The organism is Brevundimonas sp., assembly GCF_051858995.1.
Lineage (GTDB): Bacteria > Pseudomonadota > Alphaproteobacteria > Caulobacterales > Caulobacteraceae > Brevundimonas.
The window spans coordinates 174,961-201,527 of the sequence record NZ_JBHYGN010000009.1; the positions used below are offsets into that span (position 1 = coordinate 174,961).

Genomic DNA, 26,567 nt, shown 5'->3' on the forward strand with positions numbered 1-26,567 from the left:
ATCTCGGACAGTGTGACTCTCCCCCGGCATGAACGCGCCGCAGACGCCCGAACGCCCGAAGTTGGTAAAGGCTTCACCGTGCCATTGCGAGAGCGCGCGTTATCCCTAGATCGAGGGGGTTCTGTCCCGCAGATCGTGCTTTAATGTCACGCTCGACGCCGCCTGGAGATCTCCCCATGTCCAACGCCTCGTATGACGCCAGCCGCCACCGCAAGGCGGGCCGCGGCAAGGTTTATGGCTCCATCATCGAGACGATCGGCGATACACCGCTGGTGGCCCTGCCGCGTCTGTCGGCCGAGTATCAGCCCAAGGCGCGGGTGCTGGCCAAGCTGGAGTTCTTCAACCCGATCGCCTCGGTGAAGGATCGGATCGGCGTGGCGATGATCGAGGCGCTGGAGCAGGCCGGGAAGATCGGGCCGGGCAGCGTGCTGATCGAGCCGACCAGCGGCAACACCGGCATCGCCTTGGCCTTCGTGGCAGCGGCCAAGGGCTACAAGCTGATCCTCGTCATGCCAGAGAGCATGTCGATGGAGCGGCGCAAGATGCTGGCCCTTCTGGGCGCTGAACTGGTGCTGACCCCCGCCGAGAAGGGGATGAAGGGCGCCATCGCCATGGCGCAGGAACTGCTGGACCGGACGCCTGGCGCGGTCAGCCCGGCCCAGTTCGACAACCCGGCCAACCCGGCCATCCACCGCGAGACGACGGCCGAGGAAATCTGGGCCGATACGGACGGCGCGGTGGACTTCGTCATCGCGGGCGTGGGCACGGGCGGCACCATCACCGGCGTTGGTCAGGTGCTGAAGGCCCGCAAGCCGTCGGTGCGGATGATCGCGGTCGAGCCCACCGCCTCGCCCGTGCTGTCGGGCGGCGAACCGGGACCGCACAAAATCCAGGGCATCGGCGCCGGGTTCATTCCGTCCATCGTCGACCGGTCGGTGATTGACGGCGTGGAGCAGGTGTCGAACGAGGACGCCTTCGAGATGGCGCGCAAGGCGGCGCGAGTCGAGGGCATTCCGGTCGGCATCTCGTCCGGCGCGGCGCTGACGGCGGCGTTCCGGGTCGCGGCGCGCGAGGAGAATGCGGGCAAGACGGTGGTCGCCATCATCCCGAGCTTCGCCGAACGCTATCTGTCGACGGCGCTGTTCGAGGGGCTCTAACGCGGTTTATCCGGTGTTGCCGCGGGTTCTGCGTCGTCACAGGCGGTTAACCGCACCGGATTTATCGTCGGCCCGAAATGTCCGAGCCTGCCGCCCTGCCCGAGGAGACCGCGCCCGCCGCCGGTCTTCGCGCGCGCCATGCGCTGCTGAAGCGACTGGCGGACGTGGTGTCCCTGCCGGCCAGCCGGATCAACGCTTTCGAGCGCTCGGTGACCGGGGACCTGCTGGTCGAGATGCTGCGACTGGCGTCGCCGGAGGACCGGCGGCGGGTCGCGGCGCGACTGGCGCCGCTGGCGGAGTTGCCCAACGCCCTGGCCCGGATGCTGTTGCGGGACGAACCTCAGATCGCGGGCCTGCTGATCGAACAGTGCGCTTCGCTGTCGGACGCCGATCTGGTGGCCTGCGCGCGGGACGCGACGATCGAACATCGCTTCCTGATGGCCAGTCGTCGCGGCCTGTCGGAAGTGGTCAGCGAGACGCTGCTGAGCTTCGGCGAGAGCCAAGTCATCGAGGCGGTTCTGCGCAACAATACGGCGCGGCTCAGCCAGGTGGCGATCGAGGGCGTCGTCAGCCTGAGCCGGACTGAGCGCAGCCTGTGTCCGCATCTGCTGAAGCGGCCGGAGCTGAGGCCGTCGGGCGCCTATGTGATGTTCTGGTGGTGCCCGCCAGAGGATCGCCGGACCATCCTGCAGCGTTTCGCCGTGTCGCGTGAGGTGATGCAGGAGGTGGCCGAGGACGTCTTCGCCATGGCCGCGGAGGAAGGCTGGCAGGACCCGGTGTCCCGCAAGGCCCTTCAGTTCATCGAACGTCGCCAGCGCAACCGCGCGGCTATCGCCAAGAGCCCTTATGGCGGGCTGGAGGAGGCGGTGACGGCGGCCGGCCAGAAGGGGCTGTCGCGCGAGATCGCGACCGAGATCGCCTATCTGTCCGGGGTCAAGCCGATCACCGGGGCCAAGATCATCGGCGATCCCGGCGGCGAGCCGCTGGCCATCCTGTGCAAGGCGACCGGTCTGGGGCGTGCTGAACTGTTGTCGCTGTGGCGATCCATGAGACGTCCGGAAGTGCAGGCGGACGGATCGGTCGATCCGGTCTGGGAACGGGTCCAGATCACCTATGAAATGCTGGCGGTCGACCGGGCGCAGACCGTTCTGCGTTACTGGAACTGGTCGCTGTCCTCGGCCCTGACGCCCGCCCTGCTGCGGGCCATTCGGGATGGCGAGGAAGAGGCGTTGGACGACTATTCTGCGCCAGAACGCGCCGCGATGCTGGCTCTGGCGGAAAACTTCGGTCGCTAGGGCGCGATCCGTCGCACCTCTTCTGATTTGTATATGCTGCAGCGCGGCATTGCTTTCAAAACAGAACGTATCTATTCAAAGCGCTAACGATTGATCGCGACTGATTCAGTCGATCCACAACAGATATCAGGCCGGATAAGCATGGAAGAGAATTCGCAACTGCTCGAGATGACGGCTGACATCGTGTCCGCCTATGTCGGCAACAATAACGTGCAGGCTTCGGAAGTTCCCGGTCTGATTTCGAGCATCCACGCGGCGCTGTCACAGGTTTCGACCGGTGCGGTCGAGCCGGAGCCGGAACCCCGCGAGCCGGCCGTGCCGGTCCGCAAGTCGATCACCCCGGACTACCTGATCTGTCTGGAAGACGGCCGCAAGTTCAAGTCGCTGAAGCGTCACCTGCGCACGAAGTACAACATGAGTCCCGAGGAATACCGCGCCAAGTGGAACCTCCCGAAGGACTATCCGATGGTCGCCCCGAACTACGCCAAGGCGCGTTCGGACCTGGCCAAGCAGATGGGTCTGGGCCAAGGCGGCCGTAAGCCGGCCCGCGCCACCCGCGCCAAGAAGTAAGCGTCCGCAAGGACAGACGAAGACGCCCGCCGGAGTGATCCGACGGGCGTTTTTGTTATTGATCTCCGGGGATCAGGCCGCCTGGGCGCCGCGTCGCATCTTCCAGAAGCGCAGGGTGCGCAGCGCGGCCTCGCGGCTGAGCTCGGCGTACATGCGGGCGTAGGCGTGGGCCTTGGCCATGGCGTCGCCGTCATCGTTCAGCAGGACCACGGCGTAGGTCAGGAACAGGGCGCGATCCAGATCGGCGGCCTTGCAGACCACGGCCAGGGCGTCTAGCTCGCGGCGATCCACGATCTGGCGGGCGGTGTGGAAGTCCACGTCCGACAGCTGGGCCAGAGCGATCAGGAAAGAGGTCCGGCCGCCCGAGCGGAGGAAGCGGGCCAGCATCTGGGGCGTCAGTTGCCCGGCGGCCTTCAACTCCTCGACGTAGGCGAGGCATTCAGAATAGTCGGCGGGCAGGGCGCCGTCGTCGGTGGCCACGCGGGCGCGACCGGCGGCGAGGGCGGCGTCCAGAAGCGACGGATCCATGCGGGCGTTCTGTTCGAGGATCTGGTTCCGCAGCCGCGCCTCGACGACGAAATACATGTCGTTCAGGAGGTCGGCGGGCAGGCCCGCGCGCGAGACGGTGGCGTCGTGCAGGCCCGGATTGGCCTTGGCGCGTTCGACGGCCGTCTCGGACGCCTTGCGCGACAGGCGGGCGCCGTCGTTGCGCAGCAGGGTCCCGAGGGTCTCGTCGTCGCCGCGTTCGACGATGACGTCCGAAATGGCTTCAGACACCGAAGGGCGGGCGGAGACGGCGCGCAGGTGGTCCTGACCATGCTTGCGCACGACGCCCAGCAGGTCCTCATCGGTCAGCACCGGCGAATGGGCCAGAACGGCGCCGGCGACCGAGGCCTCGTCATTTGCGAGGCGGCGGATCAGGGCGTGGGGCGCGTCGGCGGCGCTGGCGAAGCGGCTGGAGAGCTCGGCGCGGACGGCGATCTCCATGTCGTCGGCCAGCTTGGCCAGCACGGCGCCGTAGAGGTTGTCCTCGGTCGCGGTGCGGGTCGGGGCGCCGAAGAAATGCTCGGTCAGTTCGCGCAGCAGGGCCCGACGCTTCTCGCTGGAGCCTTCTTCGGCCAAGGCGATCAGATCGGGCAGGCGCGACACGGTGGCGGCGTCGCTCACTGATAATCCCCTTCCGGCGCGGCGGGCTGGACCCGGACGCGACCTTGGGCGTCACGGATCAGGGTCGGAGCCTGTTCCGGCTGGGCGAGATCCTGGGAGGCAATGGTCACGGGCGTGCTGATCGCGAGGGCATCGACATAGGTGGGCTGGGGCAGGGTCAGGGCGTCGGGCTCCCGCCCGGCCTGACGGTGCACCGAATAGTAGCGGGCGCCTTGCGCGGCGGGCCGGTCGGCGGGGTTGGCCGTGACGGTGGCGACGCGGCGCGGCTCGGGCGCGGCGGGCGCTGCCTGGGCTTGGGCCTGGGGCTCCGGCGCGGCCTGGACGGGCGCGGGCGCCGGGGTTTGTTGCATGCGGAAGATGGGGGCGTCCCGACGCGGAGCCATAGGATCGTCCACCGGACCGGCGACGGCGGCGACGGGCGCGGGCTGGGCGATCTCGGCGGGGACGGGCTGGCCGCGTCCGCCCTGGTCGGGAATGAAGTCGGGGACCGTGCGCGCGACCGGGGCCGGCTGCGGCTGGGGGGCGACGGGAACCGGTGGGGGAGCCGGGGCAGGCGCGGCCGGGCGGAGCCAGGCGCTGGCGGGCGTCAGGGTGCGGCGGGGCGGCTCTGGCGCGGCGGTTGGGGCGACCGGTGCGGCCTCATAGGCCACGCCATGCGGGATGACGCGATTGGATCGACGGTGCGGCGCGTTCGGCTGGTTCGGCGCCGCGGCGACCGGCATGGCGAACTCGCCGCGACCGGCCCAGTTCAGATGACGTTGCGGCGCGGGCGTCGGGGCCGCACTCTGGGCGAACGCCATACTGACGGGCGCCCCCGCCGCGAGGGCGAGGACCGCAAGGCCGAGGGTCTGGCAGCTGGCGCGACGCAAGGGGCGTCTCCGAAGGCAGGGCTTGGGACGTCACGGTATCTGTGTCGGGCTTAACCCGTGACTAACGGGCGGATCAGGAAAGATGCGCGCGTACGCGGCGCTCGATCAGGCCGACAAGCCCGCTGAGCGCCAGCCCCATGACCATCAGGCAGACCAGGGCCGCGAGCATGTCGGCGGTGCGCAGGCGGTTGCCGGATTCCAGCAGGCGCCAGGCTAGCCCCTGTGTCGCGCCGGAGCCGGAGACGAACTCGGCCACCACGGCGCCGATGACGGACAGGCCGGAGGCGACGCGCAGGCCCTCGAGTGCGAAGGGGAGGGCGGCGGGGATGCGCAGACGCGTCAGCCGCTGCAAGGGCGAGGCCCCATAGAGATCGAACAGGCGCTCCAGATCCGGTTCCGCCGACTTCAGGCCGGTCAGCACGCCGGAGAAGATCGGGAAGAAGGCGACAGCAGCGGCCAGGGCGACGACGGCGCGGTCGGCGTGGTCGAGGCCTGCCCAGATCAGGACCAGGGGCGCGATGGCGACGACCGGGGTGACCTGAAGCGCGACCGCCAGCGGGCGGACAGCCTGTTCGGCGGGGCGGCTGAGCGAGACAGCAAGCGCCAGTCCGCCGCCGAGGAGGGCCGAGACGGCGAGGGCTTCCAGCGCCATGCGGAAGGTCTGCAGGGCGGAGGCCGCCAGAACCGGGGCGCGGTCGACGAGGGCGAGCGCGACGGCGCTGGGCGGCGGCAGGAAGTAGACGGGCACGTCCAGCGCCCGGCAGGCGATCTCCCACGTCGTCAGAAGCAGGGCGATCAGCAGGGCGGGGGCGAGAAACCGGCTCATGCCACGCGATCCGGCATGGCGTGGGCGAGGGCGGCGGCCAAGGCCTCGACGGTTTCGCGATAGGTCGGATCGGCGCGCCAGCCCGCGGGGCGCGGCGCCTCGCCCGGCGTGGGGCGGGCCACGGCCACCTGACCGCTGACGGCGTCCAGAACGACGGTGCGTCCGGCCAGATAGACCGCCTCCTCGACGTCATGGGTGACGAAGACGATGGCGGGGCGCGGCGACCGACCGGCCCAGAGCTTGTGCAGGTCTTCTATGAGGTGGCGTCGGGTGACGCTGTCCAGTGCGGCGAAGGGCTCATCCAGCAGAAGCAGATCGGGCTGGGTCACCAACGCGCGGGCGAGGGAGGCGCGCATGGCCATGCCGCCCGAGAGCTGGCGTGGGCGGGCGGTCAGGCGCTCGCCCAGACCGACGGAGGCGAGGGCGACGGCGGCCTGTGCCCGGGCCTCGTCCTTGGGCGTTCCGGCCAACTCCAGCGGCAGAGCGACATTGGTCTGGGCGTCGGCCCAGGGCATCAGGGTCGGCGACTGGAAGACGAAGGCGGTGCGTCCGGGCGGGGCGGTGACGGCCTGTCCCTCGGAGGGGCGTTCCAGTCCGGCCAACACGCGCAGGGTGGTGGACTTGCCCGCGCCGGATGCGCCGACGACGGCGACGATCTCGCCCGCCGCGATGGACAGGTTCAGGGGGCCGATGGGCGGACGGTCCGGATAGCGGACGACGGCGCCGGTCAGCGCCGCGACGATGTCAGCCACGACGGCCGCGTCCGGGCAGGTACTGGCCGGTGAAGGCCTGCCGCCAATCGAGATTGGGCGGATAGATCCCGGCCTGGCTGGTGACGTCGAAGAAGGCCTGCCAGCGCTCCTCGGTCATGGTGCCGAGGCCGTAGAGGGCGGCGTCGCCGCTATCGACGATCCCATTGGCGCGCAGCTTCTCGCGGGCCTGATCGAGGATGTCCTGCGTCATCTCGGGGTTGTCGCGGCGGATCAGTTCGTCCGCGGCCTTGCCGTCGCCCTGGATGTAGTCCCGCCAGCCCTCGGCGGAGGCGGCGATGAAGGCGCGCAGGGCGTCGCCGTTGTCCCGGGCGAAGGCGTTCGGGGCCAGCACCATGGTGGCGTAGGATGGATAGCCTTCATCGGCCAGCAGGAAGACCTTGGGATCGAAACCCGCCTCCTTCTGGATCGTATAGGGCTCTGAGGTCAGATAGCCTTGCTGGACCGCGCGCGGATCGGCGAGGAAGGGCGCGGGGTTGAAGGTGTATTTGCGGACCTGATCGTCGGTGAAGCCGTATTTGGCCTTCAGCCAGACCCAGAAGGCGTTGATCGAGGCGTCGGCCAGAAGGAAGGGGCGCCCGGCGAGGTCGGCGATGCTTTCGAGCGCCGGGTCGGGGTGGGCTATGAGGACCTGCGGGTCCTTCTGGAAGAAGGCTGCGACGGCCTTCACCGGGGCGCCTTCGGCGACGAGGTTCAGCGGGATGAAGCTGTTGGAGCCCATGCCCAGTTCGACGGCGCCCGCGGCCAGCAGCTGGGGCACATTCACGCCCGGGCCGCCCTGGATGATCTGAACGTTCAGCCCCCGCTTGGCGTAGGCCCCCGATGCGACGGCCTGATAGAAGCCGCCATGCTCGGCCTGGGCGCGCCAGTCGGTGGCGAAGCGCAGACGGATGCGACCGTCGGCGTCCGGCTCGACCTCGGAGTTGTTGTTGAAGCAGGAGGCCACCGCGGCGCTGGCGGCAATAGCGCCCGCCCCGGCCAGAAGGGCGCGGCGGTTCGGCGCAAGTCTGCGATTCCCACGCGAGGTCATGGCCTTATGTACGGCCAAGCCGCAGGCGGCGAAAGGGCGAAGAGAGGGATGCCGGGAGCCGGAATTGAGCGAGGGGACGAAAGGCCCCGGCGAACCGGTGCTCCTCGTCCCCTCGCCAAGTCCGGGTTGGACTTGGCCTTTGAGGTGTCAGACCCTGGCTTCGGCATCAGCGAGGCGAACCTCGACGATGGTCAGCTGTATCTTCTCGCGCTCCTGGTCTCCGGCGTTCCGCGGGTCTGGCCCGCGCCGTCCTTCGATCCCGATCCGGTTCCCCGTGAACATCCCCGGCCGAAGCCGTCTCCGTTCTGGAGCCTTGATCCTGCCTTCCGCCCGTCTGGTCCGAAGACCACCCGAAGCGTTGGGTCAGAGAGCCGGGCCGGTTCGCCTTGAGCCCCGGGTCTCCCCGGTTTTCCGCGCCGCCGTGTCCCTCGGCCTGATCAAGCTCGCTCCAAACCCCCGATCCAGCAAGCACCAGGAATGCTCCGCTTGTGGATCAAATCGGGGATAAAACTTGTCCAATCCCTGTATCGACAATTCCAGATCGGCAATTTTCTTCGACGTGTGAAGATATTGCGACGTTATGCACAGGGCGGTGAAACAGGGTCAATTTTGATCCGGAAGACCCCGAAATCGATCAGCCCGGGACGGTCCGATCCAGCCATCCGCGGATTTCGGCCAAGGTCCGGGCGGCGACGGGGCCGCCGAAATGGACGAAGCCGTGCGGGGCCAGCGGGACCTCTATCAATTCGGCGGGGGCGGACGCGGACCAAGCTTCGGCCATCAACACGCTGTCATCCCGCAGCGGATCCAGATCGCCGGCGACGAAAAGGGCGGGCGGCAGATCGCGCATGGCGGCGTAGAGCGGCGAGACATCAGGGCGGCGACGACCGGCCTCGTCGCGATCAGGAAGCAGGCGGGCGAGGTCGGCGGCGAGCGTGGGGCCGTTGAGGATCAGCGCCTCGCGCCCGGCGGTCCGGACAGACGGCGTGCCGCCCAGATCGTAGACGCCATAGACCAGAACGCAGCCCCGGACGGCGGCGACACGGTTCTCGTCGCGAAGGGTCATGGCGGTGAGGGCGGCGAGGTGGCCTCCGGCGGACTGGCCGCACAGGAAGATATCCATCGTTCCGAAGCGGGCGGCGGCGTTGTCGATCAGCCAGCGTCCGGCCGCGGCGCAATCCGCGATGGCGTCATTCAGCATGACGCCCCGGCTTTCGCTGAGTAGTCGATAGTCGACGGAGACGACGGCGAGGCCGGTCTCGGCGGCGAGATCAGCGTTGAGATGGTCGTTCAGGCCAGCGCTGCCGACCACCCAGCCTCCGCCGTGCATGTCGAGCACCACCCCACGGGGCGGCTTGGGGGGATGCAGGACACGTATCGGCACGCCGCCATCGGGCGAGGGGATGCGGAAGGTCTCGACCCGGACACCCCGGCGGCGGAGCCAGGCGGCGGTGACGGTCTGGGCCGCGCCGCCGAAGGTCGTGCTGGCCCACTGTCCGGCCTCAAGACGCCAGCCGTCGGGCTTGAGGCGCGGCATGACGCCGAGGGTCGCATTGATCCGGGCCGCCGCGCGGCGTTCGGACGGGGTCAGCTCAAGGCGGCGAACGACAGCGGGCATGAGAGTGCAACCTAATGCGGTTCACTGAACCTGACGATGCGGCGTCAGGACGCCGGTCAACCCGCGAGAGCGGCCTTCTTTTCTTCCAGTTCGAGCCATTCGAGCTCGGCGTTCTCAAGGTCGGTGCGGGCCTTTTCGGCGGCCTTCATGGCGCGGTCGAAGGCGGCGGGATCGCGGCTGTAGAGATTGGGATCGGCGAGGATGGCATCCTGCTTCTCGATCTGGACGGGGAGGGTCTCAAGAAGGCCCTCCAGCTCCTTCAGGCGGTGCACGTCCTTGAAGGACAGTTTGCCGGGTTTCTTCGGCGCGGCGCTGAGAGAGGCCGGAGCGGGATTGGCTTCGGCCCGCTTGGCCGCCTCCTTGTCCTGCGGACGCGGGTTGGCGCCCGGCTGCAGAAAGCCCGGGTTCTGGCGGATGAAATCCGTCCAGCCGCCGGGGGTTTCGACGATGTCGCCGCGGCCGTTCATCGCGATGGTCGAGGTGGCGAGGCGATCCACGAAGTCGCGGTCGTGGCTGACCAGAATCAGGGTGCCGTCATAGCTTTCGAGCAGCTCTTCGAGCTTCTCGAGCGTATCCATGTCGAGGTCGTTGGTCGGCTCGTCGAGGATGAGCATGTTGGCCGGCTTGGCCAGGGCGCGGGCCAGCAGCAGACGATTCCGTTCGCCGCCCGACAGGGTCGAGATCGGCTGACGGAGCTGGCCTTCCTGGAAGAGGAACTCCTTGGCGTAGGCGGCGACGTGCTTGGAATGGCCGCGCACCAGGATCGAGTCGCCGCCACCGGGCGTCAGGGCGTCCCACAGGGTCATGTCCGACTTCAGTCCCTCGCGGGACTGGTCGAGATAGACCGGCTCCAGATTGGCGCCCATGCGGACCGTGCCCTCGTCGGGTTCGAGTTCGCCGAGGAGGACCTTGACGAGAGTGGTCTTGCCCGCGCCGTTGGGGCCGACGATGGCGAGGCGGTCGCCGCGAATGACCCGGGTGGTCAGGTTCCTGAAGATGGTCCGGTCGCCGAAGCTTTTGGCGACGCCCTTGAGGTCGGCGACCAGCTTGCCGGAGGTGACGCCGCTGTCGACGCCGAGCTGGAGCTCCCGCGGCAAATCCTTGACCCTCTCGGCGCGGTCGGCGCGCATCGCCATCAGGGCGCGGGCGCGGCCTTCGTTGCGAGTCCGCTGGGCCGTGATGGAGCGGTAGAAGGTATAGGTCTCGGCCTCGATCTTCTTGGTCAGGCGACGGAGGGACTCGGCTTCCTCCTCCATGACCTTGGCGGCCCATTCGTCAAACGCGACGAAGCCCTTGTCGAGGGTGCGGACCTTGCGGCCTTCCAGCCAGTGCACGGATTGGGTGACGCGGTTCAGGAAGGCGCGGTCGTGGCTGACGACCAGAACGGCGAAGCGGGCCGAGAGCAGTTCGTTCTCGAGCAGTTCGATGGCCAAGATATCGAGGTGGTTGGTCGGCTCGTCGAGCAGGAGCAGGTCCGGCTCCTCGGCGAAGGCCTTGGCCAAGGCGGCGCGGCGGGTCTCGCCGCCGGACAGGTTGACGGTCGACTTGTTCGGATCGAGCCCGAAGGTGGTCAGCCAGCTCTCGGCGGTCCAGCGCTCGGCCTCGCCCGAGGCGGCGTAGTCGAGAAGGGTCTCGCCCTTGATGTCCGGCTCCTGCGGGACGTAGGCGAAGCGAGTGCCGGCCTGCACCGAACGGTCGCCGGCGTCGGGCTCGATCAGGCCCATGACCAGCTTCATCAGGGTGGATTTGCCCGCGCCGTTGCGACCGACCAGCGCCGCGCGCGTGCGCGGCTCGATGGCCATGTCGACACCGTCGAACAGGGGGCGTTGACCGTCCTGAAGACGGACATCCTTGAGGGCGACGAGAGGGGGACGGGCAGCCATGGCGGGCCATATAGAGGAGGGGGCGGCTCATCGCCACGGCCTTGAACGATTGACGCTTACCGTCCAGACGGTATGTAAGGCGAATGGACACGCTGACCCGCCGCCGCGCCCCCGACACCACCCGCGCCGAATTGCTCGAGAAGGCGCTGGAGGTGATCGCCGCCCTTGGAGCCAAGGGGTTCACTCTGGACGCCGTGGCGGCGCGCACCACGGTCAGCAAGGGCGCGCTGCTGCATCATTTCCCGACGAAGATGGCCTTACTGGAAGGTGTTGTGGATCATCTCGGCGCGATGTTCACGGACGCCATCCTTTCTGAGGCCGCGCGCGATCCGCAGCCCTATGGCCGGTCGGCGCGGGCCTATCTGCGGGTGACCATAAACGACGCCATTACCCCTGATGACACGAGCATCGGTCGGGCGATCCTGGCGGCGTGCGCGGTCGAGCCCTCGTTGCGAGATCGCTGGACGGCGGCGACGGCGGCGGCGCGGGCGGATGACCCTACCGATCCCGTGGGCGCCGATGACGCTCTGCTGTTGCGACTGGTGGCAGACGGTCTGTGGATGTCGGACATCTTCGGCGTCTATCAGGTCTCGCCCGAGCAGAGGCAGGCGTTGCTGTCGCTGTTGACCCCCGGCCATGTGCTGATGGAGGCGGCATGAACCCGGTGACTTGGGCGGCGCTGGCCGGAGCGATCCTGCTGGAGGTGGCGGGGACGACCCTGCTGCAGATGTCGCAGCAGTTCACCCGCCTGTGGCCGACGACCGGCATGGCGCTGTGTTATCTGGCGGCCTTCTACCTGCTGTCGATTGCGTTGAGGCAGATCCCGGTCGGGCTGGCCTATGCGATCTGGAGCGGTCTGGGCGTTGTGATGATCGCGACCATCGGCGCGGTCCTGTTCAAGCAGAAGCTGGACCTGCCCGCGATCGCGGGGCTGACGCTGATCGTCAGCGGTGTTCTGGTGATCAACCTGTTTTCGAAGTCGGTCAGCCACTGAACCGTCAGGCGCGTCGCTTCTTCCGCTTTTGACCGGGGGCGGGAAGGAAGGCGGCCAGACCGGTGAGCAGGCCCGCGAACGTCAACCAGACGCCGGCGGCGATCGGCAGGATGCGCTCGACAGGGCCGCCGACCATGCCCGCGACCGTAAGGGCGGCGATCCAGCCGACCAGCAACCAGCCCCGCCGGAGTTTGAAGACCGGACCGAACCGGCTGGTGGCGAGCGCGCGGTCGGCGAAGGCGACGCCGCAGACCAGGCCGATGGCCAAGCCGGGCACGCCGGCGAGGGCGGACAGGACCCCGGTCGCGCCTGCGAAGGCTGCGCCGCCAAGGAGGGCGGCCGACGCCTTCCGCTGACGAGGAACGTCGGCGTAGGACCACGCCTGTGAGATAGCGTGTCCGCCGATGCGGAAGGTCAGGACTGCGCAGAGCAGGGCCGCGAGCATCGAGGGTTGAGAGGCCGAGCCCGGCATGACCAAGGCATAGGCGATAATAGGAATGACGCCGACGAACTCGGCGATCCGATAGCGGGACACCGGGGGCGCGGGAATGTGCGAAGTCACGATCTTCGCCCAGCCGGCGATGCCCAGTCCTGTCAGCAGGACCGCGGGCCAGAGCCAGTCGACGGCGGTGAAGAAGGGGGCGATGACCACCAAGGCGACCATGGCGGGCGCCCAGCCGAGCCGCTTCCAGAAGGGTTCGCTCCAGGGCTGGCCGTCCCTCCATTTGCGGGCAGGGATGAGCACGCCTTCGATCCAGGCGGCGCCGATCCCGGTCATGGCGGCCAGCGCGGCGACCCAGGCGGCGATGACATTGGGAAATGTCGCAGGCCCGAATAGGCCGGCCGCGATCATGGCCAGGGAGAGAATGGGCGGAAGGATCAGCAGGGACAGCAGGAAGACCGCGCTGAACCGGGGGCGGGCGAACCGGGCTCGCCAAGCGGCGACGGCGTCCGGATCGAGGTGCCCTTGGAGTTCGGGCAGATCATGGGCCGCCCGGTCCAGAAGGTCCGCGACCTGTCGTGACAGGAAGGGATCGAGCCGATCGGCGAGGCGTCGGAATGGGGTCTGCTTGGCGCGGAGGGCCTTCCAGGCGTCGTGGCCGAGGGTCAGGGGGCGCGCCAGTTGGGCGATGGCCTGAGCGGCCTCGCGGCGCCGCAGGACGGGGTAGGCGTGGGACAGGTCGAGACCGATGCGGGCGTCGTCCCAGCCAAAGAAGCGGATCGCCGGCTCGATCAGGCTGTCCGCCGCGGGACCGCCCCGCGCGATGGCGGAGGCCAGCCAGTATTCCGTGTTGGCGTGGACGCGCAGGGAGTCCATGGCCGGTGAGCGGAAGAGACGCAGCATGACGCTGAGCGCCTCGTCGGACGGGGCGGAGGTCCGACGGAGCAAGGCGTCAAGCTCTTCGCAAAGCGCCGTATGGGCATCCTGACGCTTCTGCTCGGCCTCGAGCTCTGCGCGGACTTCCGGGGACAGCTCCGGCACGGGCGGCGGTTCGGGCGGCGGCGCCTCGTCCCAGCGCTCGGGCGTGGAGTCGTCCCAGGCTTCGCCAGCGTCGGCTTCCGGCTCGGACCAGCGGTCGGCGTCTTCAGACGCCCAGTTGGTGTCGGCAGACGGCGCGTCCGTGACGGGCTCGGCCTTCTTCTTGCGGTTCCGGGTGCGGGCGGGCGGCACGGCCCAACCGCGACGGGCCATGTCGACGGCGCGTTCGTAGGCTTCGCGCAGGGCCTGGAACCCTTCCGGATCGTCCTCGGGATGAACCTCCTTCAGCCGTCGAGCATAGGCGCGACGAACCTCGCGTTCGTCGTTGGTCGGCTCGACGCCGAGGGTGGACCAGATTGATCCGCCTAAAGCCACGTCTGACCCTCGAACTGGTCGAGGATGCCGGTAAGGTGGCCGATGGCGTGCTCGATCTCGCGCGGGTCCTGCCCCTCGACCACCATCTCGAAGCGGGTGATCTCATGGCCGAGGTATTGGCGGGTGTCGCCCAACGCGTTCTCGTAGCAGCGGTGACCGCGGGCCAGCACGGTCTTCACCGCGTCGGAATCGCGGGGGTGCTGCTTGAGCGCGGCGAGGGCGGCCCGGCGCTTCTCGAAATCGGGCGCGGCGGCGACGTCATCATCGACGATCATCAGTTGGCGGGTTTCGCCGGTCTTGGTCACGGTGACGTCGACCTCGAGCAGGCCGTTGATATCGTAACTGAAGCGGACATCAGTGGCGCCGTCTTCAGCGCGGCCGCCGACGAGCGGCACCCTGATCTCACCGAGGTGGACGTTGTCGATGACGTGCCGGGATTCGCCCTGATAGATTCGCAGGACGAGTTCGCGCTGATTGTCGTGAATGGGGACGTAGCCCTGCATCCGACTGGCCGGGATGACGGTGTTTCGCTCGATAATCGGGGAGAAGATGCCGTTGGCGATGCGTCCGCCCGGACCGCGCTCGGAGATTTCCACCCCGAGGCTATAGGGGCAGACGTCGGTCATGACGACTTCCTTCAGCGCCACGTCGCGGGACTTGAGCCCGGCCTGGACGGCGGCGCCGAGAGCGACGGCCTCATCCGGATTGACGGCGTTGGCGGGGAAGCGGCCGAACATGCGGGTGATGGCCTTGCGCACCACCGGCATGCGGGTCGAGCCGCCGACGAGGATGATCTCTGACAGGTCCTCGGAGCGGATGCCCGCGTCGCGCAGGGAGCGCAGCACCGGTTCGCGCAGACGGTTGAGCAGGCCCGCGCAGACGGTTTCGAAATCCTCGGTGGTGACCTGGCGCTCGATCGCCTTGTCCTTCCAGACAATGGACATGGTGGTCGAGGGATTTTCGGTCAGGGCGCGGCGGGCCCGCTCGGCGGCGATGCGGATGCGCTCGCGCAGGGTCGAGTCCGAGCGATCCTTCTCGCTTATGTCCTTGCCCGCAGTGCGGCGGAATTCGTCCATCAGGACGTCGTTGAAATCCTCGCCGCCCAGTCGGTTGTCGCCAGTGGAGGCGCGGACCTCGATCACGCCCTCGAAGATTTCGAGGACGGAGACGTCGAAGGTGCCGCCGCCGAGGTCGAAGACGAGGAAGCGGCTCTCGTTGCCGAGCTCATGGATGCCGTAGGCGAGCGCGGCGGCGGTGGGCTCGTTGAGCAGGCGTTCGACCTTGAGGCCAGCCAGTTCGCCCGCGCGGCGGGTGGCCTTGCGCTGTTTGTCGTTGAAGTAGGCCGGGACGGTGATGACCGCCTCGGTCACGGGCTCGCCCAGATAGGCTTCGGCGTCCGCCTTCAGGCGACCGAGCACCAAGGCCGAGAGTTCTTCGGCGGTGAAGTCACGCTTGCCCAGACGCGTGGTCCGGTTGGCGCCCATGTAGCGCTTGAAGGCGGTGGCGGTGTGGTCCGGGTGGGTGGACTGGCGCTCACGCGCGGCCAGACCAACGAGGACCTCGCCGGAGGTTTCATCCAGGCTGACAGCCGAAGGCGTCAGGACGTGGCCGAGGCTGTTCGGAATCAGCTCCGCCTTGCCATTGCGAAAGACACCGACCGCGCTGTTGGTCGTGCCCAGATCGATGCCGATGATCACCCGTATCCCCCGAACGCCACTCGATTTTCCCTAGCTTGACCAGCGCTATCAGGGAAGTGCCCGGGCGACACAGCGTTACGATCGGCGTATGGAGCGCCCGATGAACGCCTTCTGGGAAACCAAGACCCTCGAACAGATGTCCGCTCAGGAGTGGGAGAGCCTGTGCGACGGGTGCGGTCTGTGTTGCCTCGTCCGGTTCGAGGACGAGGATACGGGCGAGGTCATTCCCACCCGGGTGCATTGCAAGCTATTCGATCCGGTGCGCTGCACCTGTTCCGACTACGCCAATCGCAAGAAGCATGTGCCGGACTGCATCAAGCTGACGCCGCAGAACATTGAAGCGCTGGAGTGGATGCCGAAGTCCTGCGCCTATCGCCGGATCCATGAGGGGCGGACGCTGGCGCCCTGGCACCATCTGGTTTCAGGCAGCAGGGAGACGGTGCATGAGGCCGGGGTCTCGGTGCGCGGCCAGACCGTGTCCGAACTGGCGCTGAGAGAGGCCGAAGACGCGCTGGATTTCGAAGCGCCGGAGTGGCGCGATGAGCGCGGGCTCTGACGAAATTTGAATCTTAAGCAAGACTGGCGAAGAAAAACGTCAGCTGATCAGAGGCTTGTAAAAAAGAATCCGCTTTCTTCCAGCGGTCGGTCGCTGGCGCCGCATACTATTGGCAAGACGGAAAAGACCGACCGGCGGCGGCCGCGGTCCCGAGCCAATGGAGATCATGATGCTGAACTGGCGACGGCCCTTCGGGGACCGGCGGCGCGTCGTCGCGCCCGAAGCGAAGGCCAGCCGGGCCGGAGCCCTGATCGCGCTGGGGACCAGCGGGCGGGCGCGGTGGACGCCGAAGGATTATGCGAGCCTGGCGACCGCGGGCTTCATCCAGAACCCGGTGGCCTACCGCTGTGTGCGGATGATCGCGGAAGCGGCGGCGGCGACGCCGCTGGCGGTGTTCGCGGGCGGCGTCCGGGCGGACGATCATCCGCTGGCGGCCCTGCTGGCGCGGCCCAATCCGGAACAGTCCGGGATCGAGTGGCTGGAGGGCGTGTATGGCGCGCTGCAGACGGCGGGGAACGCCTATGTCGAGGCGGCGGGAGATGCGGCGCCGGACGAGCTGTGGTCGCTTCGACCCGACCGGATGAAGGTGGTGCCGGGGCGTAGCGGCTGGCCCGAGGCCTATGAGTACGCGGTGCACGGGCGGACGGTGACGCTGGGCCGGGAAGCCGACGGCTGGATGCCGGTGCTGCATCTGAAGCTGTTTCACCCGGTCGATGACCACTACGGCTTCTCGCCGCTGGAAGCGGCGTCTTTCTCCATCGATGTGCACAACGCCTCTGGCCAGTGGAACAAGGCGCTACTGGACAACTCGGCCCGCCCATCCGGTGCGCTGGTCTTCTCGGCGCGGGATGGCGAGCGGCTGAGCGATGAGCAGTTCGTGGCGCTGAAGGCCCAGATCGATGACCTGCACAGCGGCTCGGCCAATGCGGGGCGGCCGCTGGTTCTGGAGGGCGGACTGGACTGGAAGCCGTTGAGCTGGACGCCCGCGGACATGGACTTCATCGCAGGCAAGCATGCGGCGGCGCGGGAGATCGCTCTGGCCTTCGGCGTGCCGCCGCAACTGCTCGGCATTCCCGGCGATGCGACCTACGCCAACTATCGCGAGGCCAATGTCGCCTTCTGGCGCGGGACGGTGGCGCCGCTGGTTCGCAAGACGGCGGCGGCGCTGACCGGCTGGCTTGGCGGGCGGTTCGAGGATGTTCGGATCGAGGCCGATCTGGACGCGGTGCCTGCGCTGCAGCCCGAACGCGAGGCGCTGTGGGCGCGGCTGGAGGCCGCGAGCTTCCTGACCGATGAGGAGCGTCGGCGGATGGCCGGGGTGGGGAACTGAGCATGGAGACGGTGCGCAAGGTCCCGGTCGCTCTGATCACGGCGCTGGTGGTGCAGACGGTTGGCGGACTGGTCTGGGCCGGTGGCGCTGCGGCGCGGATCGGAACGCTGGAGGAGCGGGTGGCGGAGCAGCGGCTGGTGGCTGAACGGCTGGCGCGGCTGGAGGCCCAGGGCGAGGCGACGTGGGCGGCGGTGGATCGGATCGAACGACGACTGGAGGCCAGGCGATGACGGATGTGGCGGCGCGGACCGGTCTGGTCATCAAAGGCTACGCTTCGCTCTGGGGCGTGGCGGACCTGAACCGGGACGTGGTGGCGAAGGGCGCCTTCGCCGCGGGACTGGCGAAGACTGGGCCTGCCGGAGTGCGGATGCTGCACCAGCACGAGGGACGCGCGGTTGTCGGGGTCTGGGACCGGCTGGTCGAGGATGAGCGGGGCCTGTTCGTCAGCGGGCGGATCATGGACTGGTCCGCCGAGGCGCGGTTCGCGACGGCCCTGGCCAGGGCGGGGGCGATGGATGGCCTGTCCATCGGCTTTCGCGCCTTGCGGGCGCGGCGGGATGGCGCCCTGCGGGTGCTGACCGAGGTGGAGCTGTGGGAGATCTCGCTTGTGACATTCCCAATGCTGCCGGGCGCGCGGTTCAGTCCTTCAGGATGACGCGGGAGGTCCGCCAATTATCCAACACCTTGCGGATGGCGGACAGGACGGACGGCTGTTTCACGGCGCGACCAGCGAAGATGGCGAAGATGACGGCCGCGACGAACGAAAAGTCAAAGACGATCACCAGGAGGACTGCGATGACGCCGATCAGGGCCCACAGGCCGATCAGCAGGGAGGTGGCGTCCGTGGGCGTGCGCACTTCGGGCTCAGGCTCAGGTTCGGACAATCCTGCGCGGCCGAAGACGGCATCCATGAAGTTGGTCGCCGGCGGCTCGGTCTCCTGAACGCGCTGGAGCGCGCCCACATTCTTCAGCGGCGTCGGTTCCGGTGCGCGAGAGGGGGCGTGATCAATGTGGCGTTGCAGGTCCGGCAGGGGACTGGGCCGCGTGTATTTCGCGGGCTCGAACGGAATGGATCGGCCCTGGGCGTCGACGGTGAAGACCTGATCGAAGGCCACGGTCGCAAAGTCGATGGCGCGGGTGTCCTGACCGTAGCTGTCGCCCATGAGGCCCAGCAGGACGCCCTGTCGGACCCGCGCCTTGAAGGCGATCGAATCGGGCAGGGCTCCAACCATGGCGTGAACCGTGCCGAGATCTCCGGTGGGGCCGGAGACCGGAACGGGGCGCGTCCGATCAACGATCATCTCGGTGAACAGGCCAAAGCCGGAGTTGCGGCGCTGGCTAGGACGGCTTTCCTCGAACTGGCCCGCCAGGTCGGGGATTTCGGCGCGCAGATCGTGGGCGAGCGCGTCCATGACCGCGCTTTCGAGGCGGGTGTAACGGCTCATCGGGCGGCTCCTAAGGGAGCAGCCGGACGGGCGACGAGACGATGAGTTACGGGGCGATCCACGCCCCGACCCTAACCGCGATCGGCGGTTCTTCAACCGGAGACAGCATGAAAGAGACCAAACAGGCCCCGGCCACGCCGGAGGCGCGCGCCGCCATGCACGAGATGATGGCGGCGTTCGAGGCGTTCAAAGGCGCCAATGACGCTCGACTGGAGGAGATCGAGCGCAAGGCGTCGGCGGATACGCTGCTGGAGGAGAAGGTGGCGCGGATCGATCAGGCGGTCGCCAGCGCCCAGGCCCGCCTCGACAGGGTGGTCAGCGAGGGCCGTCGGCCGCCGCTGGGTGCCGAGCCCCGCACCGTCGAGGCGCCGGAGGCCAAGGCGGCCTTCGACGGCTATCTGCGCGCCGGGACCGCCTTCGGGCTGGAGCTCAAGGCGGGGCTGTCGTCCGCCTCGAACTCGGGCGGCTATGTCGTGCCCGAACAGACCGAACGCGCCATCGAGCGCCGTCTGATGGCGGGTTCGCCTATGCGCGAGATCGCGACCGTGCGAACGGTGCAGGCGGGCGTCTTCCGCAAGCCGGTCTCGATCGCCGGCGTGGGCTCCGGCTGGGTGGCAGAGACGGCGGGGCGACCCGAGACCGACCCCGCCACCCTGGCCCTGCTCGAGTTTCCGTCGGCGGACCTGTACGCCTGCCCGGCGGCGACCCAGTCGCTGCTGGATGACGCGCTGGTTGATCTGGACGAATGGCTGGCCGCCGAGGTGGAGGACGCCTTCGCCGCGCAGGAGACCCAGGCCTTCGTGACCGGTGACGGGGCCAACAAGCCGCGCGGCTTCCTGAACTACGACATCGTGGCCGACGCAGATCAGGAATGGGGCGATATCGGCTATGTCGCCTCTGGCGGCGCCGGCGCCTTCGCGGCGCTCAATCCCACCGACCGGCTGATCGATCTGGTCTATGCGCCGAAGGCTCAGTACCGGCCCAATGCACGCTTCGTGATGAACCGGCGAACGGTCTCGGCGGTGCGCAAGTTCAAGGACGGCGACGGCAACTACATCTGGCAGCCGGCGCAGCGGGCGGGCGAGACGGCCTCCCTGCTCGGCTATCCGGTCAGCGAGATTGAGACGATGCCGAACATCGCCGCCAATGCCGCGGCCATCGCCTTCGGCGACTTCCGGCGTGGCTATCTGATCGTGGACCGGGCAGGCGTGCGGGTGCTGAGGGACCCGTACTCTGCCAAGCCCTATGTGCTGTTCTACACGACCCGGCGCGTCGGCGGCGGGGTGCAGGATTTCGACGCGATCAAGGTGATGAAGTTCTCGGCGACCTGATCGCCGGGACCACGGGCGGCGGGCGTCGGGCCCGCCGCCTTCCTTTTCAGACAATCGAGGTTTCCATGACCGCACCGGTGTCTCTCACCGAGGCGAAGCTGTTCCTGCGCGTCGAGCACGACGCGGAGGACGGGCTGATCCAGACACTGATCGACGCGGCCCGGGCGCGGGTCGAAGGGGATGTGGGGCTGAGCCTGACGTCCACTTCGCCGGCGCCGCTGCGGCTGGCGATCCTGATGCTGATCCTCGGCGCCTTCGAGCGGGGCGAGACCGGGATGCCGGTGGCCGCCGTTGACGCCTGGCTGGCGCCGTACCGGGTGGTGCGGCTGTGAGCGCCCCGCGCCTACCGCGGTTGGCGGAACTGTTCGAGGTGGTCGAGGCGCAGACGCCCTATGGCGGTCGCAGCCTGACCTATGAGCGGATCGGCTCGGTCTGGATACGGGGCGGTCCTGTCCGGCGACGAAGTCGGGGCGAGGCCGGGGAAGCCGAGACGACGGAAACCCAGACCGCCGAAGGGCGATCCGACCCGCGGCTGACGGTCGGACGCCTGCTGAGGGTCAGCGGCGCCGACTGGCGGATCGTCGGGAGCGAGACCGTGGGCGGGCGTCGATGCTGGATGTGGCGGAGATGGCGACGGCGACGCTCGAGCCCGTCAACGCGGTCAGGCCGGATGAAGACACGGTGGTTCCGAGCGGAGTGGGCGGAAACGGAGTCGTCGGCGCGCCCTTCTTCCGGATGATTGAGCTGCCATCTTTGCCCGGCGCCGAGAACGATCATGGACCGATCGCGGTGGTGGCCGCCGATCCCTGGCGACCGATGCAGGTGAGGGCCGGACCGTCTGTCGACGCCCTCACCACACGGGCGGACATTGAGCGTCCCGCGACGGTCGGCGTACTGACCTCGGCGCTGACTTCGGGGTTGCTCTATCGCTGGGATGAGGTCTCGGCGCTGACGGTTCGTGTCGAGGGACGGCCGCCGGAAAGCCGCGCCGACCTCGCCGTGCTGGCGGGCGCAAGTGTTGTCGCGGTCGAGACCTCCGTCGGATGGGAGGTGATCCAGTACCGTAAAGCGGACCTGATCGGCGAGGACCTGTGGCGTCTGACCGGACTGCTACGGGGACAGCAAGGAACGGAGCGGGCGATGGCGGTGGGCGCTGAGCCGGGGGCGGTCGTGGTCCTTCTGGACGTCGCTGGGGTGCGGGTGCTGTCGCCGAAGGCCGAGCGTGGCGCCCCGCTGATCTGGCGCGCGGGGCCGGTGGGCGCGCCCGGAGGTCCCGGCGTCAGTGAACTGTACTGGACGCCGACCGGAGCTGGCGACCGTCCATGGCGTCCGGCCCACTTGAAGGCGCTGGCGGCGTCGGACGGCGGTCTCGACCTGACCTGGATCCCGCGCGCTCGGCTGGACGGCGACGGCTGGAATGGGGAGGTGGTCGCCAGTGATCCCCTGCGGTACCGGCTGCGGGTGCTGAGTGGCGACGACCTGATCCGAACCTTTGAGGTCGATGGCGCCTCCGCGACCTATGCGGCCGCGATGCTTGTTGCGGACTTCCCGGATGGCCTGCCGAGCGGGGTCATCGTCGCGGTGGCGCAGTGGGGCGAGGGCTACGGCTGGGGCGAGGAAGCGACGCTTGTCCTGTGAAATCGTCCGGTAATCACGCTTGAGGTTTGCGGAATCCGCCGGATGGCCTAACTGAAACGCTCGGCATTTGACGCAGGAGCGAACTCGAACGTGGCGGGCGATCCCTACAAGGAACTGGGCGTGGCCCGGGGCGCGAGCCAGGACGAGATCAAGAAGGCGTTCCGCAAGCTCGCCAAGGAACTCCATCCCGACAAGAACCCTGGCAACAAGGAAGCCGACGAGCGCTTCAAGCGTATCACGGCGGCCTTCGACATCCTGGGCGACAAGGACAAGCGCGAGAAGTTCGACCGGGGCGAGATCGACGCCGATGGTCGCGAGCAGTTCCGCGGCTTCGGCGGCGGCGGAGCCGGCGGTCGTGGCCCCGGCGGAAACCCCTTCGGCCAAGGCGGCGCGCGCGGCGGCTTTGAAAATATCGACCTCGATGAAATCTTCGGCGGCATGTTCGGCGGTGGGCGGCCTGGTGGCGGTGGCGCGCGCGGCGGCTTCCCCGGCAAGGGGCAGGACGTCCGGGCGACGCTGGAGATCAGCCTCGAAGACTCCATCTCCGGCGCGACGCGACGCATCCAGTTCTCGGATGGTCGCACGCTGGATGTCGCCATCCCCAAGGGCGCGGGCGATGGCCAGACCATCCGTCTGAAGGGCCAGGGCATGCCGGGCCGTGGCGGTGAGAACGGCGATGCGCTGATCGAGCTGAAACTGGCCCCGCATCCGATCTTCACCCGGGACGGCGCCGATCTGACCATGGAGCAGCCGGTGCCGCTGTACGATGCGGTGCTGGGCGGCAAGGTGCCGGTGCGGACCCCCGAGGGCACCGTCAGCATGACCATCCCCGCCGGGTCCAGTTCCGGCAAGGTGCTGCGGCTGAAGGGGCGGGGGGCCTACGCCAACGGCAAGCGCGGCGATCTGCTGGCCAAGCTGATGATCGTCCTGCCCGAGGGTGACGCCGCCCTGACCAAACTGGCCCAGAAGGCGCGCGACGAAGGGCCGATCCGGCCATTCCGGGACTAGGTTGAGCATGAGCAGCAAGCCCAACGCCAAGCCCAAACGTCCGTGGTTCTCCTCCGGCCCGACCGCGAAGCGTCCGGGGTGGTCGTCGCAGAACCTGCCGCATGAGCTGCTGGGCCGCGGCATCCGGGCGCCGGAAGTCGTCGCCCGCTTTGCTCATGGACTGAAGCTGACTCGGGACCTGCTGCAGGTCCCGGAGGACTGGGTGCTGGTCTATGTGCCCGGGTCGGACACCGGAGCGGTCGAGGCCGCGATGTGGTCGATGCTGGGCGAGCGCTCGGTGCAGGTTCTGGCCTTCGAAAATTTCGGCAAGGTCTGGGCGACCGACGCCAGGACCCATCTGAAGCTGGAGCCTGAGGTGCTGTCCGCGCCATGGGGCCAGTTCCCGGATATCTCGGCGGTCGATCCGAAGAAGGATCTGGTCTTCCCTTGGAACGGCACGACCTCGGGCGTGAAGGCGCCGGGGGCGGACTGGATCGCGTCGGATCGTGAGGGGATCGTCATCTGCGACGCCACCTCCGCCGCCTTCGCCATGCCGCTGCCCTGGGCCAAGCTGGATGTGGTGACCTTCAGCTTCCAGAAGGCGCTGGGCGGCGAAGCGGGGCTGGGCGTGGCTGCCCTGTCGCCGCGCGCGGTCGAGCGGCTCGATCGCTATGAACCGCCCCGTCCCGTGCCCAAGGTGCTGCGTCTGCGCGATGACAAGGGCTTTGATCGTCTGCTGGCCACCGGCTCCATGCTGAACACCTTCTCGGTCTGGACGCTGGAGGACTGGATCGACGGGGTCGAGTGGGGGCTGTCGGTCGGCGGCCTTGACGCCCTGATCGCCCGCACGGACGCCAATGCTGCGGCGCTGGACCGCTGGGTCTCGCGCACCTCCTGGGTCGAGTATCTGGCGGAAGAGCCGGGAATTCGCTCGACCACCTCGGTCTGCCTGAAGATCGTCGATCCCCGCGTGACCGCGCTGGACGACGAGGCGCGGCGTGATCTTGTCAACCACATGAAGATGCTGGTCGAGGTCGAGGGCGCGGCCTTCGACATCGAGGGACACCGCAATGCGCCCGCCGGCCTGCGCATCTGGTGCGGCTGCACGGTCGATGTGGCCGACATCGAGGCCCTGACGCCGTGGCTGGACTGGGCTTTCGCGATGGCCATGGCGGAATATTCCGCCGACTGAGCAGGACACCCGGCGATTCCCCGGCTATAGGCTGCGCCCGCATTCCGGAAATCGGATCAGCGGAGAAGTGCTTTGGCGAACGTCGCGGTGGTCGGCGCCCAGTGGGGCGACGAGGGCAAGGGCAAGATTGTCGACTGGCTATCGAACCGGGCCGACATGGTCGTGCGGTTCCAGGGCGGCCACAACGCGGGCCACACGCTGGTCGTGGACGGCAAAGTCTACAAGCTGGCGCTGCTGCCCTCGGGCGTGGTGCAGGGCAAGCCTTCGATCATCGGCAACGGGGTGGTCGTCGATCCCTGGCATCTGGTCGGCGAGATCGAGAAGATCCAGGCCCAGGGCGTGGCCATTACCGCCGACATCCTGACCATCGCCGACAATGCCTGCCTGATCCTGCCGATCCACCCGGCCTTGGACGTGGCGCGCGAGGCCGCCGCCAGCGCGCCAGGCGCCAAGATCGGCACCACGGGCCGCGGCATCGGCCCGGCCTATGAGGACAAGGTCGGCCGTCGCGCCATCCGTGTCTGTGATCTGGCCAATGCCGAGGACCTGAAAGTCAAGATCGACCGCCTGCGCTCGCACCACGATCCGCTGCGCGCGGGCCTGGGACTGGAGCCCATCGATCCGGCGGCGCTGCTGAACCAGTTGCTCGAAATCGCGCCGAAGATCCTGCCCTATGTGAAGCCTGCCTGGCGCGTGCTGGATCAGGCGCAGAAGTCGGGCAAGCGCGTCCTGTTCGAAGGGGCGCAGGGCGCCTTCCTTGACGTCGATCACGGCACCTATCCCTATGTGACCAGCTCCAACACCGTGGCCGGTCAGGCCGCGGCCGGTTCGGGCATCGGTCCGCGCGGGGTCGGCTATGTGCTGGGCATCGTAAAGGCCTACACCACCCGCGTCGGCGAAGGGCCGTTCGCCTGCGAACTCAGCGACGCCGTGGGCGAGCATCTGGCGACCGTGGGTCGCGAGGTTGGCGTCAATACCGGTCGCGCCCGCCGCTGCGGCTGGTTCGACGCCGTGCTGGTGCGCCAGTCGGTGGCGATCAACGGCATCGACGGCATCGCCCTGACCAAGCTGGACGTGCTGGACGGCCTGGAGACGCTGAAGATCTGCGTCGGCTACCGGGTCAACGGCGAGGTGCTGGACTACCTGCCCTCGAGCCTGAAGGAACAAGCCGCCGCCGAGCCGGTGTTCGAGGAGCTGGAAGGCTGGAGCGAAAGCACCGCCGGCGTCCGCAGCTTCAAGGACATCAACGCCAATGCGATCAAATACGTGCGTCGCATCGAGGAGCTGATCGGTGCGCCGGTGGCCCTGCTGTCGACCAGCCCGGAACGCGACGACACCATCCTGATGCGGGATCCCTTCCTCGGCTAAAGCGACAATTCCGGAGCCTGATCCACGGCCTCTTCGGAATCGCGCAGCGATTCCCCCTCAGACGATCAGGCTCCAAGGGCAAGTCCTTAGCGTTCAAGGCAATTTAACTCTGTGCGGTCATGGTCGGCGGACCTGAGGAGGTCCGCGCGTGTTCGCAATTGATCGTCGTATCCTGGCCCGCATCGAACCGGTGACGAAACGGGTCCTGATCGTGGACCCCAATCCGCACGCCGCGCGGCTGCTGACCGATATCGTCAAGGCGCTGGGCGCGCGCGACATCATCGTCGAGGCCCAGGAGGATCGGGCACTGAAGGCTGCCGCGGCGCTGGAGCCCGGCATCGTCTTCACTGAACGCACAGGCCCCGGGCTCGACGGCGAAAGCCTGTCGCGCCGTATCCGCCGCTCGGACATGGACTGCCGCCGCGCCCCGATCATCATGGTGACCGCCGAGGCGACCGCCACCACAATTCTGGGCGCCCGCGACGCCGGGGTGCACGAGTTCCTGCGCAAACCCTTCACCAGCGGCGACCTGCTCAAGCGGGTCGAGAACGTCGCCCTGAAGCCGCGCGACTGGATCGAGGCCGTCGGCTACGTCGGCCCCGACCGGCGTCGGTTCAACTCGGGGGAATACACTGGCCCGGCCAAGCGCAGGGGCGACCGGGCGGGCAGCGCCGCCGCCGCCGCGGACGCGGCCAAGGATCAGGCCATGCGCATCCTCGCTTCGGCGCTGGACCAGTTCGATCATGACCCCATGCAGGCCGTCCGCGCCATCCGCGAGCAGGCGGGCGTGCTCAAGGGCGTGGCCATGAAGGTCGCCGACACCCGCCTTGTGGTCGCCGTCGGCGCGCTGGAGGTGAGTCTGGCCTCGGGACCGGGCACCAAGGAAACCCTGTCGGCCCCCATCGGCGCCCTGCTGGCCATGCATCAGGCCCAGCCCATGAAAAAGGCGGGCTGAACCAGCCCGCCTTCATCATTCTTGCTTGGCGCTC

The 26,567-nt window shown here is 68.3% G+C and carries 26 protein-coding genes; 16 read left to right on the forward strand and 10 right to left on the reverse strand.

Annotated elements, in window-relative coordinates:
* Window positions 1–176: 176 nt before the first annotated feature.
* From cysK to ACTIEF_RS10490, 3 genes are all read left to right on the forward strand, one after another.
* The gene (gene cysK / locus ACTIEF_RS10480; RefSeq protein ID WP_439472081.1) at window positions 177–1,157 is read left to right on the forward strand and encodes a cysteine synthase A; all 981 of its coding nucleotides are present in this window, start codon (window positions 177–179) and stop codon (window positions 1,155–1,157) included.
* Between the two features lie 77 nt (window positions 1,158–1,234).
* A complete protein-coding gene (locus ACTIEF_RS10485; protein WP_439472082.1) occupies window positions 1,235–2,452 on the forward strand; it encodes a DUF2336 domain-containing protein in 1,218 nt (405 codons plus the stop codon).
* Between the two features lie 141 nt (window positions 2,453–2,593).
* Window positions 2,594–3,022 carry a MucR family transcriptional regulator gene (locus ACTIEF_RS10490; RefSeq protein ID WP_439472083.1) on the forward strand — a complete coding sequence of 143 codons (429 nt, stop codon included), beginning with the start codon at window positions 2,594–2,596 and terminating at the stop codon, window positions 3,020–3,022.
* Window positions 3,023–3,094: 72 nt separating this feature from the next.
* On the opposite strand, the gene ACTIEF_RS10495 is transcribed toward ACTIEF_RS10490, so the two are convergent.
* The 7 genes from ACTIEF_RS10495 to ACTIEF_RS10525 form a co-directional block, all read right to left on the reverse strand.
* On the reverse strand, window positions 3,095–4,189 hold the full coding sequence (locus ACTIEF_RS10495; RefSeq protein WP_439472084.1) for a DUF2336 domain-containing protein: 1,095 nt from the start codon (window positions 4,187–4,189) through the stop codon (window positions 3,095–3,097).
* Window positions 4,186–5,058: a hypothetical protein gene (locus tag ACTIEF_RS10500; RefSeq protein ID WP_439472085.1), complete on the reverse strand. Its 873-nt coding sequence runs from the start codon at window positions 5,056–5,058 to the stop codon at window positions 4,186–4,188. Before ACTIEF_RS10500 ends, ACTIEF_RS10495 begins: the two co-directional genes overlap by 4 nt.
* Before the next feature lie 73 nt (window positions 5,059–5,131).
* Entirely contained in the window at window positions 5,132–5,884 is a 753-nt protein-coding gene (locus ACTIEF_RS10505; RefSeq protein ID WP_439472086.1) for an ABC transporter permease, read from the reverse strand.
* Entirely contained in the window at window positions 5,881–6,636 is a 756-nt protein-coding gene (locus tag ACTIEF_RS10510) for an ABC transporter ATP-binding protein (RefSeq protein WP_439472087.1), read from the reverse strand. Before ACTIEF_RS10510 ends, ACTIEF_RS10505 begins: the two co-directional genes overlap by 4 nt.
* Window positions 6,629–7,684 (reverse strand): ABC transporter substrate-binding protein, encoded by a 1,056-nt coding sequence (locus ACTIEF_RS10515; RefSeq protein ID WP_439472088.1) that lies wholly within the window; start codon window positions 7,682–7,684, stop codon window positions 6,629–6,631. The genes ACTIEF_RS10510 and ACTIEF_RS10515 overlap by 8 nt, the downstream gene beginning before the upstream one ends.
* Window positions 7,685–8,318: 634 nt before the next feature.
* Entirely contained in the window at window positions 8,319–9,302 is a 984-nt protein-coding gene (locus tag ACTIEF_RS10520) for an alpha/beta hydrolase (RefSeq protein ID WP_439472089.1), read from the reverse strand.
* Between the two features lie 56 nt (window positions 9,303–9,358).
* Window positions 9,359–11,185 carry an ABC-F family ATP-binding cassette domain-containing protein gene (locus ACTIEF_RS10525; protein WP_439472090.1) on the reverse strand — a complete coding sequence of 609 codons (1,827 nt, stop codon included), beginning with the start codon at window positions 11,183–11,185 and terminating at the stop codon, window positions 9,359–9,361.
* Between the two features lie 83 nt (window positions 11,186–11,268).
* On the opposite strand from ACTIEF_RS10525, the gene ACTIEF_RS10530 reads away from it, so the two are divergent.
* Both ACTIEF_RS10530 and ACTIEF_RS10535 read left to right on the forward strand, forming a co-directional pair.
* The gene (locus ACTIEF_RS10530; RefSeq protein WP_439472091.1) at window positions 11,269–11,844 is read left to right on the forward strand and encodes a TetR/AcrR family transcriptional regulator; all 576 of its coding nucleotides are present in this window, start codon (window positions 11,269–11,271) and stop codon (window positions 11,842–11,844) included.
* On the forward strand, window positions 11,841–12,179 hold the full coding sequence (locus tag ACTIEF_RS10535; protein ID WP_439472092.1) for an SMR family transporter: 339 nt from the start codon (window positions 11,841–11,843) through the stop codon (window positions 12,177–12,179). Before ACTIEF_RS10530 ends, ACTIEF_RS10535 begins: the two co-directional genes overlap by 4 nt.
* A 4-nt stretch (window positions 12,180–12,183) precedes the next feature.
* Here the strand turns inward: ACTIEF_RS10535 and ACTIEF_RS10540 are convergent, their stop codons facing one another.
* Window positions 12,184–14,034, reverse strand: coding sequence for a hypothetical protein (locus ACTIEF_RS10540; RefSeq protein WP_439472093.1), 1,851 nt, complete (start codon window positions 14,032–14,034; stop codon window positions 12,184–12,186).
* Complete coding sequence (locus ACTIEF_RS10545; RefSeq protein WP_439472094.1) at window positions 14,025–15,731, reverse strand: Hsp70 family protein; 1,707 nt, start codon at window positions 15,729–15,731, stop codon at window positions 14,025–14,027. The genes ACTIEF_RS10540 and ACTIEF_RS10545 overlap by 10 nt, the downstream gene beginning before the upstream one ends.
* Before the next feature lie 100 nt (window positions 15,732–15,831).
* Here ACTIEF_RS10545 and ACTIEF_RS10550 point away from each other — a divergent pair, with 100 nt between their 5' ends.
* The 4 genes from ACTIEF_RS10550 (at window position 15,832) to ACTIEF_RS10565 (ending at window position 18,272) form a co-directional block, all read left to right on the forward strand.
* Window positions 15,832–16,287, forward strand: a complete 456-nt coding sequence (locus tag ACTIEF_RS10550) for a YcgN family cysteine cluster protein (RefSeq protein WP_439472095.1) — start codon at window positions 15,832–15,834, stop codon at window positions 16,285–16,287.
* Between the two features lie 169 nt (window positions 16,288–16,456).
* The gene (locus ACTIEF_RS10555) at window positions 16,457–17,617 is read left to right on the forward strand and encodes a phage portal protein (protein WP_439472096.1); all 1,161 of its coding nucleotides are present in this window, start codon (window positions 16,457–16,459) and stop codon (window positions 17,615–17,617) included.
* Between the two features lie 2 nt (window positions 17,618–17,619).
* Window positions 17,620–17,847 carry a hypothetical protein gene (locus ACTIEF_RS10560; RefSeq protein ID WP_439472097.1) on the forward strand — a complete coding sequence of 76 codons (228 nt, stop codon included), beginning with the start codon at window positions 17,620–17,622 and terminating at the stop codon, window positions 17,845–17,847.
* Entirely contained in the window at window positions 17,844–18,272 is a 429-nt protein-coding gene (locus tag ACTIEF_RS10565; protein ID WP_439472098.1) for an HK97 family phage prohead protease, read from the forward strand. Before ACTIEF_RS10560 ends, ACTIEF_RS10565 begins: the two co-directional genes overlap by 4 nt.
* On the opposite strand, the gene ACTIEF_RS10570 is transcribed toward ACTIEF_RS10565, so the two are convergent.
* Complete coding sequence (locus ACTIEF_RS10570; protein WP_439472099.1) at window positions 18,256–19,062, reverse strand: hypothetical protein; 807 nt, start codon at window positions 19,060–19,062, stop codon at window positions 18,256–18,258. The two genes, ACTIEF_RS10565 and ACTIEF_RS10570, sit on opposite strands and share 17 nt — an antisense overlap.
* Before the next feature lie 107 nt (window positions 19,063–19,169).
* On the opposite strand from ACTIEF_RS10570, the gene ACTIEF_RS10575 reads away from it, so the two are divergent.
* The 7 genes from ACTIEF_RS10575 (at window position 19,170) to ACTIEF_RS10605 (ending at window position 26,533) form a co-directional block, all read left to right on the forward strand.
* Window positions 19,170–20,393, forward strand: a complete 1,224-nt coding sequence (locus tag ACTIEF_RS10575; protein ID WP_439472100.1) for a phage major capsid protein — start codon at window positions 19,170–19,172, stop codon at window positions 20,391–20,393.
* 65 nt (window positions 20,394–20,458) lie between these two features.
* Entirely contained in the window at window positions 20,459–20,725 is a 267-nt protein-coding gene (locus tag ACTIEF_RS10580; protein ID WP_439472101.1) for a head-tail connector protein, read from the forward strand.
* Between the two features lie 277 nt (window positions 20,726–21,002).
* Window positions 21,003–22,031, forward strand: coding sequence for a GTA baseplate fiber-binding domain-containing protein (locus tag ACTIEF_RS10585; protein ID WP_439472102.1), 1,029 nt, complete (start codon window positions 21,003–21,005; stop codon window positions 22,029–22,031).
* Between the two features lie 90 nt (window positions 22,032–22,121).
* Window positions 22,122–23,039 carry a DnaJ C-terminal domain-containing protein gene (locus ACTIEF_RS10590; protein WP_439472103.1) on the forward strand — a complete coding sequence of 306 codons (918 nt, stop codon included), beginning with the start codon at window positions 22,122–22,124 and terminating at the stop codon, window positions 23,037–23,039.
* 7 nt (window positions 23,040–23,046) lie between these two features.
* Window positions 23,047–24,210 carry a phosphoserine transaminase gene (locus ACTIEF_RS10595; RefSeq protein WP_439472104.1) on the forward strand — a complete coding sequence of 388 codons (1,164 nt, stop codon included), beginning with the start codon at window positions 23,047–23,049 and terminating at the stop codon, window positions 24,208–24,210.
* A 72-nt stretch (window positions 24,211–24,282) separates the two neighbouring features.
* Window positions 24,283–25,578, forward strand: coding sequence for an adenylosuccinate synthase (locus ACTIEF_RS10600; RefSeq protein WP_439472105.1), 1,296 nt, complete (start codon window positions 24,283–24,285; stop codon window positions 25,576–25,578).
* Window positions 25,579–25,726: 148 nt separating this feature from the next.
* The gene (locus ACTIEF_RS10605) at window positions 25,727–26,533 is read left to right on the forward strand and encodes a response regulator (RefSeq protein WP_439472106.1); all 807 of its coding nucleotides are present in this window, start codon (window positions 25,727–25,729) and stop codon (window positions 26,531–26,533) included.
* Window positions 26,534–26,567 lie beyond the last annotated feature (34 nt).